Origin of the sequence: Kineococcus vitellinus (assembly GCF_009906315.1) — a bacterium.
Lineage (GTDB): Bacteria > Actinomycetota > Actinomycetes > Actinomycetales > Kineococcaceae > Kineococcus > Kineococcus vitellinus.
Map to the genome: position 1 here is coordinate 1 of NZ_JAAALL010000095.1, position 14239 is coordinate 14239.

11 protein-coding genes are annotated in these 14239 nt (G+C 74.4%); 1 reads left to right on the forward strand and 10 read right to left on the reverse strand.

The window, feature by feature from the left end:
• Window positions 1–135: 135 nt before the first annotated feature.
• The 10 genes from GTQ99_RS10455 to GTQ99_RS10500 form a co-directional block, all read right to left on the reverse strand.
• On the reverse strand, window positions 136–2814 hold the full coding sequence (locus GTQ99_RS10455) for a diguanylate cyclase domain-containing protein (RefSeq protein ID WP_166615673.1): 2679 nt from the start codon (window positions 2812–2814) through the stop codon (window positions 136–138).
• Window positions 2815–2902: 88 nt separating this feature from the next.
• Window positions 2903–3928, reverse strand: a complete 1026-nt coding sequence (locus GTQ99_RS10460) for a sugar phosphate isomerase/epimerase family protein (protein ID WP_338074894.1) — start codon at window positions 3926–3928, stop codon at window positions 2903–2905.
• Between the two features lie 11 nt (window positions 3929–3939).
• Window positions 3940–5124, reverse strand: coding sequence for a Gfo/Idh/MocA family protein (locus tag GTQ99_RS10465; RefSeq protein ID WP_166615674.1), 1185 nt, complete (start codon window positions 5122–5124; stop codon window positions 3940–3942).
• Between the two features lie 99 nt (window positions 5125–5223).
• Window positions 5224–6414 carry a GNAT family N-acetyltransferase gene (locus tag GTQ99_RS10470; protein WP_166615675.1) on the reverse strand — a complete coding sequence of 397 codons (1191 nt, stop codon included), beginning with the start codon at window positions 6412–6414 and terminating at the stop codon, window positions 5224–5226.
• A 187-nt stretch (window positions 6415–6601) separates the two neighbouring features.
• Complete coding sequence (locus GTQ99_RS10475) at window positions 6602–7687, reverse strand: Gfo/Idh/MocA family oxidoreductase (protein ID WP_166615676.1); 1086 nt, start codon at window positions 7685–7687, stop codon at window positions 6602–6604.
• Window positions 7684–8484, reverse strand: a complete 801-nt coding sequence (locus GTQ99_RS10480) for a ThuA domain-containing protein (protein ID WP_166615677.1) — start codon at window positions 8482–8484, stop codon at window positions 7684–7686. Before GTQ99_RS10480 ends, GTQ99_RS10475 begins: the two co-directional genes overlap by 4 nt.
• A 19-nt stretch (window positions 8485–8503) precedes the next feature.
• Window positions 8504–9391, reverse strand: coding sequence for a carbohydrate ABC transporter permease (locus tag GTQ99_RS10485; RefSeq protein WP_338074895.1), 888 nt, complete (start codon window positions 9389–9391; stop codon window positions 8504–8506).
• A gap of 22 nt (window positions 9392–9413) precedes the next feature.
• Complete coding sequence (locus GTQ99_RS10490) at window positions 9414–10379, reverse strand: carbohydrate ABC transporter permease (RefSeq protein WP_420814542.1); 966 nt, start codon at window positions 10377–10379, stop codon at window positions 9414–9416.
• Window positions 10372–11607 carry a sugar ABC transporter substrate-binding protein gene (locus GTQ99_RS10495; protein ID WP_166615678.1) on the reverse strand — a complete coding sequence of 412 codons (1236 nt, stop codon included), beginning with the start codon at window positions 11605–11607 and terminating at the stop codon, window positions 10372–10374. The genes GTQ99_RS10490 and GTQ99_RS10495 overlap by 8 nt, the downstream gene beginning before the upstream one ends.
• A 100-nt stretch (window positions 11608–11707) precedes the next feature.
• Complete coding sequence (locus GTQ99_RS10500) at window positions 11708–12736, reverse strand: LacI family DNA-binding transcriptional regulator (RefSeq protein WP_166615679.1); 1029 nt, start codon at window positions 12734–12736, stop codon at window positions 11708–11710.
• A 256-nt stretch (window positions 12737–12992) separates the two neighbouring features.
• Here GTQ99_RS10500 and GTQ99_RS26845 point away from each other — a divergent pair.
• On the forward strand, window positions 12993–14239 hold a 1247-nt coding region (locus tag GTQ99_RS26845; protein WP_166615680.1), incomplete at its 3' end, for a S8 family serine peptidase.

The following is a 14239-nucleotide window of genomic DNA, read 5'->3' on the forward strand; positions in this document are numbered from 1 at the left end:
GTCCTCCGCACGGGCTGGTTGAGTGCGGCGCGCGAGCGGGGGGACCACGTGCGTCGTCATGCGCCGCACTCAACCAGCCCGTGCGGAGGACTGGTGGAGGTTGTGAGATGTGCCACACGCAACGTGCCCACCCCGTCACGCAGGGTGCGCGACCTCGTCGTCCTGGGACGCAGCGGCGGCTCCGGCGGTTCCCCGCGACCCGCGGTGCACGACGACCTGGCCCCGCCCGGCGCGCTTGGCCGCGTACATCGCCTCGTCGGCCTCGCGCAGCAGCCGCTCCGCCGGGGCGCTGCCGTCGCAGGCGCGCACGCCGATGCTCGCCCCCACGACCGCCCGGTGCCCGCGCACCGGGACCGGCGCGGCCAGCGCGGCGATCACCCGCTGCCCGATCGCCACCAGGTCCTCCTCGCCGGCGGCACCCGGGCAGACGATGGCGAACTCGTCGCCGCCCAGGCGCGCGACGGTGTCGCCGGGGCGCACGCAGCGCGTCAGCAGCTGCGCGACGTGCACGAGCACCTCGTCGCCGGCGGCGTGGCCGGCGGTGTCGTTGACCGCCTTGAACCCGTCGAGGTCGACGTAGAGCAGCCCCACCCGGGTGTGCTCGCGCTCGGCGGCCGCGACGGCGTGCTCGAGGCGGTCCAGGAACAGCGTGCGGTTGGGCAGCCCCGTCAGCGGGTCGTGCAGCGCGCGGTGGCGCAGCTCCGACTGCAGCGCCCGGCGCTCGGTGACGTCGTCGACCAGGCACAGCAGCGTGGCCTCGCCGGTGTGCGGGCGCACCAGCGTCGCCGACACCTCCGCGACCAGCTCGCGGCCGTCCGCGGCGAGCAGCCGCACGTCGACGACGAGCTCGCGCACCGCGCCGGTGAGCACCGGCGCGAACAGCCGGGCGACGTCGGGGCGGGCCTGCGCGGGGCCCAGGTCGGCGAACGCGGCCCCGAGCAGCTCCTCCTCCGCGCGGCCGGTGAAGCGGCACAGCGAGCGGTTGACGCGCAGCACCCGCCCGGCCTGCTCCCCCGTGGTCGCGAGCATCGCGAAGCCGACGGGCGCGGTCTCGAAGGCGGCGCGCAGCAGCGCCTCGGAGTCCTCCAGCTCGGAGACGTCGGTGGCCATGCCGATCAGGCCCAGCAGCCGCCCGTCGCGGTCGTGCATGGGCGAGGTGGTCAGGCTCACCGGCAGCCGGCTGCCGTCGCGGCGCACGTAGGTCATCCGCGCGGTCGCGGGCCCGGCGGCGGCCGTGCGGGCGAAGAGCTCGCGGGGGTCCGCCAGCCCCAGCTGGGCGGCGACGTGCGCCACCTCCTCGGGGTCGTGCACGAGCAGGCCGTCCCCGCCGAGCACCTCCTCGGCGGACCAGCCGAGCATCCGCTCGGCGCCCTCGTTGAAGACGGTGATCCGCCCCCGCAGGTCGACGGCGATGATCGCGTGCCGGGTCGCCGCCGCGAGGACGTTGGAGAGCAGGTCGTGCGCCTCGGCGACCCGGGCGGCGGCGGCCCGCACCTCGCCGACGTCGTGGAAGGCGGCGACGACGCCGCCGCTCCAGACCGCCCCGTGCGCGCGCGGCAGCGGGTGGGCGCTGACGTTGAGCAGGACGCCGTCGGGGTGGGAGCGGTTGACGAGCAGCAGGTCCACGTCCTCGACGGGCTCACCGGCCAGCGCGCGCACGATGGGCAGCTCGTCGTGCGGGAACGGCTCCCCGTCGGGCCGGCGGAACAGCAGCGTGCTGCCCCAGTCCGCCCTGCTGGCCCGGCCCGGGTCGAGGACCAGGCGCTCGGCCGCCGGGTTGCGCAGCAGCGAGTCGCCGTGGCGGTCGAAGACGCAGACGGCGTCGGAGATGGAGCCGAAGACGGCGGTGAGCAGGTCCGCCTGCTCGGCGGCGGCGGCCGCGGAGCGGGCCGCGCTCGCGGCGCTGGCCGCGCTCTCGTCGCGCGAGAGCGCCAGGACGAGGACGAGGACGCCGAGGGTGCCGATGAAGGCCTCCGCGCACATCGCCTGCAGGTCCGCCGGCAGGCCGGTCCACGGGCCGCCGCCGGTCCAGGTGGCCACGACGACCGCGCCGGCGGCGAGCACGAGGTGCACGGTGGCGGCCGTCGTCGTGCGCCGCAGCGCGGCCCACACGGCGACGAGCAGCACGAGGAAGGTGACCGCGTAGCCGCGCAGCACCCAGAACGCGACGGCGTAGGCGGCCACCGAGGTCGCCAGCAGCGCCCAGCGCTCGGCGCGCGAGGCGCTGCTGCCGGGTGCGCCCGGGCGCCGCTCCGCGCCGCGCAGGACCACGGCCAGGACGATGAAGGTGGAGACGGTGGTGCGCAGCACCCACTGGGCGCTGGAGAGCGCCGCGGGCACGCCGTCGGTCAGCAGGAAGCCGGTGAGCGCGATGGGCGCGGAGCCCACGGCCCCGGCCAGCGAGGACAGCACGAGGGTGCGCAGGTGGGCCACCGAGGCCAGCCGGAACCCCTCGGGCTGCAGCCACCGGTAGGCCCACGCGCCGCACAGGGCCTGCGCGACGGCGGCGGCGGACAGGGTCGCCGACTCCACCGCCGGCATCCCGGTCAGCAGGCGCAGCGCGAGGGTGCCGCCCAGCAGCAGCGAGGCGTCGACGGCGCGGGCGCGGGCGCCCGGCGACCCGGCGATCCACAGCAGGCCCACGGCCGAGGCGGGCCAGACGATCGCCAGGTGGGCGCCGTCGGCCTGGGCGCTGCGGCCCAGCAGCGTGCTGAGCGCCACGAGCAGGCAGAACAGCGCGCGGCGGCGCCAGGTGCCCGAGCGCAGCGGCGCCGGCTCGGCGAGCCAGGGCACCAGGGGCTCGCTGGCGGGCACGGCACCTCCTGAGCACGTCCGACGGGTGGTGCGCCCGGTCCGGGCGCACCACCCCTCGCATCGGCCGTCCGGGGGAGGTGCTTGAGCGTCAGCCCTTGGAGCTGAAGGCCGCGTCGAACGCGGCGGCCGGCGGCTGGAAGAGCTCGCCGAGGCGGCGCACGAACGCCAGGGCGTCGGGGGCGCCGCGCAGGCGGTCCACGCCGGCGTCCTCCCACTCCACGCTCGTGGGGCCCTCGTAGCCGATGTTGTTGAGCTCGCGGAAGATCAGCTCCCACGGCACGTCGCCGTGGCCGACGGAGGTGAAGTCCCAGCCGCGGCGGGAGTCCGCCCAGGCCAGGTGCGAGCCGAGGCGGCCGGCGCGGCCGTCGAGCTGCTTGCGGGAGTCCTTGCAGTGCACGTGGTAGATGCGGTCGGCGAAGTCGCGCAGGAAGCCGACCGGGTCCAGGTCCTGCCACACGAAGTGGCTGGGGTCGAAGTTCAGCCCGAACGCCGGGCGGTGGCCGATGACCTCCAGCGCCCGCTTGGTCGTCCAGTAGTCGTAGGCGATCTCCGAGGGGTGCACCTCGTGGGCGAACTTCACGCCCACCTCGTCGAAGACGTCCAGGATCGGGTTCCACCGGTCGGCGAAGTCCTGGTAGCCGGCCTCCACCATCGCCTCGGGGGTGGGGGGGAACATCGCCACGGTGTGCCAGATCGAGGAGCCGGTGAAGCCGGTGACCGTCTGCACGCCGAGCCTGGCGGCGGTGCGGGCGGTGTCCTTGACGTACTCGGCGGCGCGCTGTCGCACGCCCTCGGGCTCGCCGTCGCCCCACACGGCCTCGGAGACGATGTCCTGGTGGCGGGCGTCGATGAGGTCGCACACGGCCTGGCCGGACAGGTGGGCGGAGATCGTCCAGACCTTCAGGCCGTAGCGCTCCAGCGTCGCCTTCTTCTCGGCGATGTAGTCGTCGTCGCGGGCGCCGCGGGTGGAGTCCAGGTGGTCGCCCCAGGTGGCGATCTCCAGCCCGTCGAAGCCCCACTCGGAGGCGAGGCGGCAGACCTCCTCGAAGGGCAGGTCGGCCCACTGACCGGTGAACAGGGTGACGGGGCGCGGGGTCTTCAGGGGCTCGGCCACGGGTCTGCTCCTCAGATGCTCGTGTAGACGGACTGGTTGTCGGCGCTGCGCTGCACGGCTTCGAGCACCTGCTGCACCTGCAGGCCGTCGGCGAAGCTCGGCGAGGGGTCGCGCTCGTCGGCGATGGCGCCGAGGAACTCCTGCAGCTCGTGCACGAAGGGGTGGTCGTAGCCGAGGCCGTGCCCGGCCGGCCACCAGTTGGACACGCCCGGGTGCTCCGGCTCGGTGGCCAGGATGCGACGGAAGCCGTTCTCGGCGTCCGGCAGCGTGCCGTCGAAGAAGTGCAGCTCGTTCATCGACTCGAAGTCGAAGGCGATGCTGCCCCTGGAGCCGTTGACCTCGATGCGCATGCCGTTCTTGCGGCCCAGCGCCATGCGGGTCGCCTCGAAGGTCATGAGCGCACCGCCGTCGCCGCGGCCGAAGAAGACGGCCGCGTCGTCGACGGTGACCTCGCCGCGCTCGGTGGAGGCCTCGGCGCCCAGGCCGGTGTTCTGGCCGGTGCGGGCCGCCTCCAGCGGGCGGGTCTTGACGAAGGTCTCCACGGCGCCGGACACGCCCGTCAGGCGCTGGCCGGTGATGAACTGCGCCGCGTCGATGATGTGCGAGCCGATGTCGCCCAGCGCGCCCGCGCCGGAGCGGTCCTTCTGCAGCCGCCAGGTCAGCGGGAACTCGGGGTCGACGATCCAGTCCTGCAGGTAGACCGCGCGCACCTGGCGCACCTCGCCGAGGCGGCCGGCCTCGACGAGCTGGCGGGCCAGCCCGATGGCGGGCACCTTGCGGTAGTTGAAGGCCACCATGCTGCGCACGCCGCGCGCGGAGGCCGCCTGCGCGGCCTGCGTCATGCGCTGCGCCTCCTCGACCGTCTTGGCCAGCGGCTTCTCGCAGATGACGTGCTTGCCGGCCTCCAGGGCCGCGATCGCGATCTCGGCGTGGCTGTCGCCGGGGGTGAGGATGTCGACGACGTGGACGTCGTCGCGCTCGAGCAGCGGGCGCCAGTCGTCCACGCCCTCCTCCCAGCCGAACTGCGCCGCGGCGGCCTGGGCGCGCCCCGCGTCGCGGCCGGCCAGCACGAGGCGGCGGGTGCGGAAGCGCGGGCTGCCGACGTGGTCGACGGTGCGCCACGCGTGGGAGTGCACGGCCCCCATGAAGGAGTGGCCGACGACGGCGACTCCGAGCTCCGGCAGTTCAGTGGACATCCGGGCGTACCTCCGGGACTTCTTCGTCGGGTCTGGCTCCTGCTGCGGATCGTACTGAACCAGGCCCGGTCCCGGGGCGGGGGTCGGTGCGGGCCCCCCTCAGCCGGCGCCGGGCGCGGCGGGCTTGGGGCTGTTGGCCCGCGCCGTCGCGACCGCGTGCCGGAACTGCTTGACGGCCGCCAGCTGGGAGAACGCCAGGAACCGCAGCCCCGCCGCCCGCGAGCCGGTGGCGTAGGCGAAGTCGTCCTGCACGTGCATGCGCTCGCTCCAGCGCATCTTGGCGACGTTGGGGCCGGGCGAGAAGTTCACGACGGTGTCGCCGCGGGCGATGGCCGAGCGCACGACCTCGGCCTGCAGCAGGGTCACCGCGGAGAACTCCCAGTAGGCCGGGTCCAGGCCGGAGGAGTGCACGTAGGAGGTGCCGTGGGCGTGCAGGGCGAGCTGGACGGCGACGACCTCGCCGTCGACGACGAGCTCGACGAGGCTGGCCTCCTTGGAGCCGGCCAGCCGGGGCAGCAGCCGCACCAGCAGCTCGCGCCGCGCCGCGTCGGCGTAGGCGTCGGGGTGCGTGGAGGAGGTCCCGTCGAAGCCGGCGCGCGCGGAGTGCAGGGCGAAGAAGCGGCGCACGGCCTCCTCGTCGACCTCGGCGCCCTCCAGGGTGCGCACGTGCCAGTCCCGCCCGCTCCTGGTGAGCCGGTTGCGCCCGCGGCGCAGGCTCTCCTTGAGGTTGCGCTTGAGGCCGCTGCGCACCTGCTCCCAGTCGCCCTCCAGCGGCAGGACCACGCAGGCGCGGGCGGCGCGGTGGGAGTGGTGCGGGGAGTGCGCGGTGGTGTCCTCGACCCAGGCGGGCTCGAACCACACCTGGTCGCGGGCCAGGGACAGCTCCGCCCAGTCCGCGCCGGCGTCCCGGCTCCAGCGCACGACGGCCTGGTGGACGGCGCGCGCGTGCCGGTCGGTGGTGAGGACCTGCGGCAGTTCCAGCGGCGTCGCCAGCCCGTACCCCACGAGCACCAGGCGCCGGCCGACGGGCAGCCGCCGCGGGCCCACGACCTGCTCGTAGAGGGGCGCGACGCCGACGAGGGCGCCGGCGTCGTCGCGCACCAGCAGCAGGTGGCGCTGCGCGGGGTCCGGCACGTGGGCGCGGTACCACTCCAGGACCCACTCGGGGCTGCAGAAGGGGTTGGACACCCCCGTCTGGCGGTGGTGCAGCCCGGTCCACTCCTCGTGCAGCTGCGGCGTGAGCTCCCCCACGTCCAGCCGTCGCACGGCGTACCCAGTCGTCGTCGGCATCGTGACCCCCCGGTCGTCGCCCGAAACCCCCCAGGCGGCCCGCTCCCGTCCCGGCGCAGCACGACGCACCGGGGCCGGGCGGCCACCGGTGATCGAGGTTACGCCACCCGGGCGAGCGGCGCCGACGGTTTCCCCGGACGGCCCACCGCCCGCCGGGCCGGGGCGCTCCCGCACCCCGGCCCGGACCTCAGCGCGTGCGCTGCGCGCCGAGGGCGGCGCGCACGTCGCCCCAGCCCTCCAGCACCGCGCGCACGTCCTCGCGGCGCTCGTCGGCCAGCGCGCGGGCGTGGGCCCGCTCGAGGACGTCGTCCACCCGCACCCGCGCGCCCGTCTCGGCCGACTCCACGGCCGCCTCGACCATGACGAGGCTGAGGACGTTCTCGTGCACCTCCCCCGTGGGGACCGGCCCACCGCCCAGCGCCCGCACGAAGGCCGCCAGCGAGCCGGCGATGCCGTCGCCGGGGTCCTCCGAGGGGGCGGCCACGACGCCCTCGGCGTCCAGGACGGGCGCGTCGTCGCCGTTCCACGTCGCGCTGCCGCTCGCGGCGGACAGCCGCCAGGAGCCGTTCCACGACGTCTCGGCCCCGGGTGCGCACCAGCTGCCGTGGTAGACGTAGCGCAGCCCGCCGGTCATCTCGAAGACGGCCGCCGCGGCGGCGTCGTGGGCGTACCAGGACCACGAGGGGTTGTACTCCTCGCAGTACACCGACACCGGCTCGGCGTCGAGCAGGAACCGCGCGGTGTCGAAGGGGTGGATGGCCATGTCCACCAGCAGGACGTGCTCCATCTCCTCGCGGAACCCGCCGAAGCGCGGCGCCTTGTAGAACTCCGTGGACAGCGTGCCCAGCTCGCCGAGCGCCCTCGCCTGCTCCCGGAAGGCGAAGACGTGCGGGTTGTAGCGCCGGGACTGGCTGACGACGAACAGCTGCCCGCTGGCCTCGGCGGCCGCGGCCAGCGACAGCGCCTGCGCGACGTTCTCGGCGACGGGCTTCTCCCCCAGCACGGGCAGGCCGGCGAACAGCGCCGCGGTCGTCACGGGGTGGTGGGCCCGGGGGACCGTCACGTTGACGACGGCCTGCGCGCCGGTCCGCGCCGCCAGCTCCACCGCGTCCCGGCCGACCGGGGTGTCGGGGACGCCGGCCTCGGCGGCGGCCCGGCGGGCCACGTCGAGGTCGAGGTCCACGATGCCGGCGAGCTCGGTGCCGGGCTCGTCCAGGACGGTGCGCAACCAGGCCTTGCCCATGCCGCCGGCGCCGACGAGCAGGAGCCTCACTGCGCCGCCCCCTGCGCGGCGCGCGCCTCGTCGCTGAGCGCGCCGCCGTAGCCGTGGCCGTTGTAGAAGTCCTCGGTGTCGTAGCGCAGCAGCACCGGGTCGGTGCGCTCGGGGCGGACGGTCAGGGCCCACTGGACGGCGTTGGAGATGACCCTGCGCACGCCGGTGTGGAAGTAGGTCGGGAAGTCCTGGTCGCCGGGGCGGAAGTAGAAGACCTTGCCGTACCCGCGCTTGAAGGTGATGCCGGAGCGGAACACCTCCCCGCCGGAGAAGGAGGAGATGAAGACGACCTCGTCGGGGGCGGGGATGTCGAAGAACTCCCCGTACATCTCGTCCTCGTCGATGACCATCGGGTGCGGGATCCCCTGCGCGATGGGGTGGGTGGGGTCGACGGTCCACACCAGCTCGCGGTCGTGCTCGGAGCGCCAGCGCAGCGTGCAGGAGGTGCCCATGAGCTTGGTGAAGACCTTCGACCAGTGCCCCGAGTGCAGGACGATGAGGCCCATGCCGGCCAGGACGTGGCGGTGGACGCGCTCGACGACCTCGTCGGAGACCTCCCCGTGGGCGGCGTGCCCCCACCAGGTGAGGACGTCGGTGGCGCGCAGGACCTCCTCGGTCAGCCCGTGCTCGGGGTCGTCGAGGGTGGCGGTGCGCACCACGACGCCCTCGCCGAGGTTCTCCTCGATGCCGGCGGCGACGGCGCCGTGCATGCCGTCGGGGTAGCGCGCGGCGACCTCCGGCTCGAGCTTCTCGTGGCGGTTCTCGCCCCAGACGGTGACGCGGATCGGTGCGGTCATGGGTGGTGCTCCTCGCATCTCAGGACTTGACGGCCCCGCCCGTGACGCCCGCTGCGACGTAGCGCTGGGCCAGGACGAGCAGGGCGATGGCGGGCAGGGAGGACAGGACGGCCGTGGCCATGATGGGCGACCAGTCGCTGACGAAGCTCCCGACGTAGGTGTAGAGGCCCAGGGTGATCGGGCGCAGGTCCGCGGTGGTCGTCAGGGTCAGGGCGAACAGGAAGTCGCCCCAGGCGAACAGGAAGGTGAACAGCCCCGCGGTGATGAGGGCGTTGCGGCTCATGGGCAGCACGATGGAGAAGAAGGCCCGGACGTGCCCGGCGCCGTCGACGTAGGCGGCCTCGATGATCGAGGCCGGGATGCCGCCCATGAAGGCGCGCATGAGGATGATCGAGAACGGGACGCCGGCGGCGGAGTCGGCCAGGACGAGCCCGATCGTGGTGTTCAGCAGGCCGAGGTCGGTGTAGGCGCTGTAGAGCGCGTTGGCCACGACGATGCCCGGCACCATCTGCGTGATGAGGATGGCGAACAGGACGACCGTCGACCAGCGCCCGAATTTGAAGTGGGCCATGGCGTAGGCGGCCGGGGTCGCCACGAGCAGGCTGAAGACGACCGAGCCGAGGCTGACGACCAGGCTCGTGACGAGGTTGCCGCCCTGCTCGGCGATGGCGGTGGTGTACCCGCGCAGGGTGAAGTCGAACGGCAGCCACGGCGTGGCCACGGCGTTGCCGGCCGGCTGCAGCGAGACGTTGACCATCCAGTACAGCGGGAACAGCATGAACGCCAGGATGAGGATGCCGACGACGGTGTGGAGGGGCCGGCGCGGGGCCCTGCCCTCCGTCCGCACCCGCGCCGGAGCGGTGTCCCCGTCCAGGACGGGGGTGGGGGTCGGGACGGCTGCGCTCACTTCTCGCTCCTCTCGGTGCCGCTCACTCGTCGACCGCCCGGCGGTTCAGCCGCAGGTAGACCACGGCGAAGACGAGGGAGATGACGATGAGGATGTTGCCCAGCGCCGCGCCGGCGCCGAAGTCGAACTGCCGGAACGACATGTCGTAGGAGAACGTCGAGATGGTCTGGGTGGAGTTCGCGGGGCCGCCGTTGGTGAGCCCGAGGATGACGTCGAGGACCTTCAGCGTGTAGACGACGCCGAGGACCAGGACGACGGTGACGACCGGGCGCAGCAGCGGCCAGGTGATGTGCCGGAAGGCCCGCCACCCGGTGGCGCCGTCGAGGGCGCCTGCCTCGTAGAGCTCCTCGGGGATCTCCTGCAGGCCGCCGTAGAGGATGGTCATGTTGAACGGGATGCCCAGCCAGATGTTCACCCCGATGACCGCGACGAGCGCCAGCGACGTGCTGGTGAGCCAGTTCGGGCTGAGGTCCAGGCCCGGGACGGCCGACAGGATCCGGTTGAGCGCGCCGTTGTCGGCGTCCAGGATCCACCGCCACACCGCCGTGCCGGCGATCATGGGGATGAGCCACGGCAGCAGGATCAGCGAGCGCAGGACGCCCGAGAGCGCGAACCGCTTGTGGAAGAACAGCGCGATCGCCAGCCCGAGGGCGAACTGCCCGGCGATCGAGCCGGCCGTGAACAGCAGCGTGTTGAGCACCGACCGGTCGAAGATGGCGTCCCCGACGACGGTGCGGTAGTTGGCCAGCCCGACCCACGGGGCCTCACCCGTGAAGAACGTCTTGGTCGTGTACTCCTGGAAGCCCATGACGATGTTCTTGACCACGGGGTAGCCGAAGAACAGCAGCAGGTACACGACCGCCGGCACGATGAACGCCACCTCCACCAGCCGCGTCCGCAGCTTGTGGGACCCGCCCCGCTCCGCCGGCGGGACCGCCGGCGGAGTGGAGAGGGTTCCGGGGCGACCCGGGGTGACGAGCTCACCCATTCTGCGCCTGCGCCAGGGCGTCCTGCGGGGTCATGCCGCCGACGAGCGCGTTCTGGACGGCCGTGTAGATCTTCGTCGCGGCGTCCGGCCACTCCGGGCCCAGCTCACCGGTGCGGGCCCGCAGGTCGGGGACCTGGTCGGCGAAGGCCTGCAGGTTGGGGTTCTTCGAGGTCACCTGGCCCGCGAGCTCGGGCTTGGTCGGCACCGTGCCGGTGCCCAGCGAGATGGTGACCTCGTTCTCGTCGGAGTTCAGGCACTGCACGAGCTCGGCGGCCTTCTTCTGCTTCTCCTCGTCACCGGTCTGCGGGACGGCCCACGCCTCGCCGCCGAACGGCGAGACGACGGTCCCGCCGGCGGTGGGCGCGGGGATGGGCACGATGCCGTACTCCAGGCCCTCGACGACGTCGAGGGTGCCGAAGTTCCAGGGCCCGTTGACCATCATGGCCGCGTTGCCGGCCGCGAACTGGTCGGCGACGTCGGCCTGCGACCAGGTGACCGTGGACTGCGACAGCGAGCCGGCGTCGAGGAGGTCCTTGACCAGCTGCAGGGCCGCCGCGGTCTCGGGGGTGTCGATGTCCGTCTCGCTGCCGCCGTTGGACCACATGAAGGGCAGGAACTGCCAGGTGCCCTCGTAGGTGTTGATGTTCGACATCGCGAACCCGTACTGGTCGCCCACGGTGAGCGTGGCGGCGGCGGCCTTGAGCTCGTCCCAGGTGGTGGGCGGGGTCACGCCGGCCGCCTCGAGGACCTTCTTGTTGTAGAACAGCGCGATCGTGTTGGTGACCGGCTGCAGGGCGTACAGCTTCCCCTCGTACGTCGAGGCCTTCAGGACGCCCTCGGCGACGCCGCTGGAGTCGATGCCGAGGTCGTCCAGCGGTGCCAGCGCCCCGGACTCGGCGATCTGCTGCACGTCGGGGTTGTCGAGCATGAGGACGTCCGGCAGCGTCTTGGAGGAGCTCTGCTGCAGCACCTTCTGGATGAGCGTCTCGCCGGGGACCGCCTCGCGGTCGATCTTCATGCCGATCTGCTCGCCGCACGCCTCGATGGCGGTGTTCCACAGCGTGGCGTTGGGGTCGGAGTTGTAGTAGTCGAGGACGCGCAGCGTGTCCGCGCTCGCCTCGGCCGAGCCCCCGCCGCTGCCGCCGCCGCAGGCGCCCAGCACGAGGGGCAGCGCGGCCAGCGCCGCGATCGCGCCGCGAGCACGCCCCGTGGTTCCACGTCGAGCCATGTGTCGTTCCTCTCCTCGAGCCCACGACCTCGTGGGCGCTGGATCGTCGATGCGTATCGACGACGGGTCGCGGACCACCGGGTGGTGGTGCCGCGGGGGTTCAGGGCGCCGGTCGCACGGACTGGCGCCGCGCCAGGGTCGCCGGCACCAGGCGGACCTCGCCCGGTGCCGACGGGTCGTCGAGCAGCCGGAAGAGCCACTCGACGGCGTGCCGGGACACGTCCCGGGGCTGCTGGGAGACGGCGGTGACCGGGACCGGCATCGCCTCCGCCTCCGCGTCGGTGCACAGGGCGACGACGTCGAGGTCGCGGCCGGGGCGCACGCCGCGGCCCAGCAGCGCGCTCACCGTCTCCCCGACGTTGTCGGCCAGCAGCAGGCCCGGCAGCGACCGGCCGGGGCCGTCCACGCCGACCTCGTCCAGGGCCGCGCGGATCGAGGCGGAGTCGCGCGAGACCTCCAGCCACCGCAGCGGCGCACCGGCCGCCGCGGCCTCCGCCTCGGCGGCCCGGCGGAAGCGCGGGACGTAGTTCACGTCCCGCTCCACGACCTCGGGGCCCCAGCCGACGACCACGACCTCCTGCGAGGCCGAGGCGACGAGCTCGCGCACGAGCAGCCGCGCCCCTCCCTCGAAGTCGAAGTCGATGCAGTGCACCGGGCTGCCCTGCGCCAGCGCCTCCTCGGGCAGGCCGATGAACAGCACCGGCTGCGCGAGCGAGGGGGCCACCGCGGCCCGCTCGTCGCGGGACTTCACCTCCATGACGACCATCGCGTCGCACAGCGCCCGCCCCGAGACCCGGCGCAGCCCCGCCGAGCCCTCGTCGGCGGTCACGAGCAGCACGTCGTGGTCGCGGGCCCGGGCACCGGCCGCGATCTCGTCGATGAACGGCAGGATGCCGCCCACCCCGAGCCCCGCGAGCACCGGGTGCACGACCGCGATGATGTTGGTGCGCTGGCTGGCGAGGGCGCGCGCGCCCGCGTGCGGCTGGTAGAGCAGCTGCTCCATGGCGTCCTCGACGAGGCGGCGGGTGCGCTCCGAGATGGGCCGCTTGCCGCTCATCACGTAGGAGACCGTGCTCTGCGAGACGCCGGCGACCCGCGCCACGTCCTTGCTCGTCGGTACCCGGGCCACACCGCCTCCTCGCTGAGGGATGTCCGTCGATGCGCTTCGTCGATGCGCATCGAGCGCGTCGCGTGCGAGCACGGTAGACCGACCGGGGCCGGCTCGGCAAGGGCTTCCCGCACTCCGTCCGCGGGGCGCGCCCCCGCTCCCCGGCGGCCGGCGCGCGGCGCGACGCCGGCGGGGTGGGCCGTCCGGTGGACCGGGCGTCAAGCTGGAGGGACCCGCCGCCGATGCTCCGCGGGTACCCGACCCCCAGGGAGCGTCCGTGCCCAGCCCCACCCGCCGTCCCGCCGTCCTCGGCGCCGGCCTGCTCGCGCTCGCCCTGACCTGCCCGGCCTCCGCGCAGGCCGTGGAGGTGCCTCCCGGCACCACCACCGGCACCGGCACCGGCACCACCAGCACCAGCACCAGCCCCGTGGCCGTCGACGCGCTGCGCTGGGTGGACGGCGTCCCGCGGCTGACCACCCGCACGGCCGCCGGTCCCGCCGCCGCGCAGCGCCTGGCCGACGCCCTGGAGGCCGACCCGGCCGTCTCCTCCGCCCAGCCGCGCACCACCTACGCGCTCGCGCCGACGGCCGCGGCACCGCTGCGCGGGCGCACGCTGCTGGCGGCCGCCGACCCGTACATCGGGCGGGCCTACCACCTGCAGAGCGTCGACGCCTACGGCGCGTGGCCGTCGGGCACGGGCGCCGGCGTCACCGTCGCCGTCCTGGACTCCGGGGTCGACCCCACCCAGCCGGACCTCGCCGGCCGCGTCACCGTCGGCCCGAACTTCGCCAGCGGCACCGACGTCGGCACCCACGGCACCCAGGTGAGCACCGTCGTCGCCGGCGCCTACCAGAACGGCGTCGGCGCGGCCGGCGTCGCCCCGGCCGTCGACGTCCTCGCCGTCCGGGTGTGCGCGCCCGAGGGCTGCGCGAGCAACTGGGTCGTCAACGGCATCCTCGCGGCCGTCGAGCGCGGCGCCGACGTCATCAACCTCTCCCTCGGCGGCGACGAGTACAACCAGGTCACCGCCGACGCCGTCGCCTACGCGATCGGCAGGGGCGTCGTCGTCGTCGCCTCGGCGGGCAACTCCGGCGACCAGGGCAACCCCGTGGAGTACCCGGCCTCCTACCCGGGCGTGGTCTCGGTGTCGGCGTCCACGAGCACCGGGACGGCCGCCGCCTGGGCGCAGCACAACCCGGCCGTCGACCTCAGCGCCCCCGGCGAGCGGATCCCCGCCGGGAACCCGGCGACCTCCGGCGGCTACCCGTACTACGCCGTGGCGGGCACGTCCTTCTCCGCCCCGCAGGTCGCGGCCGCCGCCGCCCTGGTGCGCGCGGCGGCCCCGGCCGCGAGCGTCGCGCAGGTCGAGGGCTGGCTGCGCACGACGGCCGCGCCGCAGCCGTCCTGGGGCGCCGGCTACGGCACCGGGATGCTCGACGTCGCCGCCGCCGTGGCCGCGGCGAGGGCGGCCTCGACGACGTCCACCCCCGCCCCCGCGGTCCCGGTCCCCCGCGGCTCGCGCAC

Bases quoted from the DNA above. Each gene is read 5' to 3' on its own strand.
- GTQ99_RS10465 (WP_166615674.1), bottom strand. From the start codon at position 5,124: ATGTCCACTGAACTGCCGGAGCTCGGAGTCGCCGTCGTCGGCCACTCC.
- GTQ99_RS10470 (WP_166615675.1), bottom strand. From the start codon at position 6,414: ATGCCGACGACGACTGGGTACGCCGTGCGACGGCTGGACGTGGGGGAG.
- GTQ99_RS10480 (WP_166615677.1), bottom strand. From the start codon at position 8,484: ATGACCGCACCGATCCGCGTCACCGTCTGGGGCGAGAACCGCCACGAG.
- GTQ99_RS10490 (WP_420814542.1), bottom strand. From the start codon at position 10,379: ATGGGTGAGCTCGTCACCCCGGGTCGCCCCGGAACCCTCTCCACTCCG.
- GTQ99_RS10495 (WP_166615678.1), bottom strand. From the start codon at position 11,607: ATGGCTCGACGTGGAACCACGGGGCGTGCTCGCGGCGCGATCGCGGCG.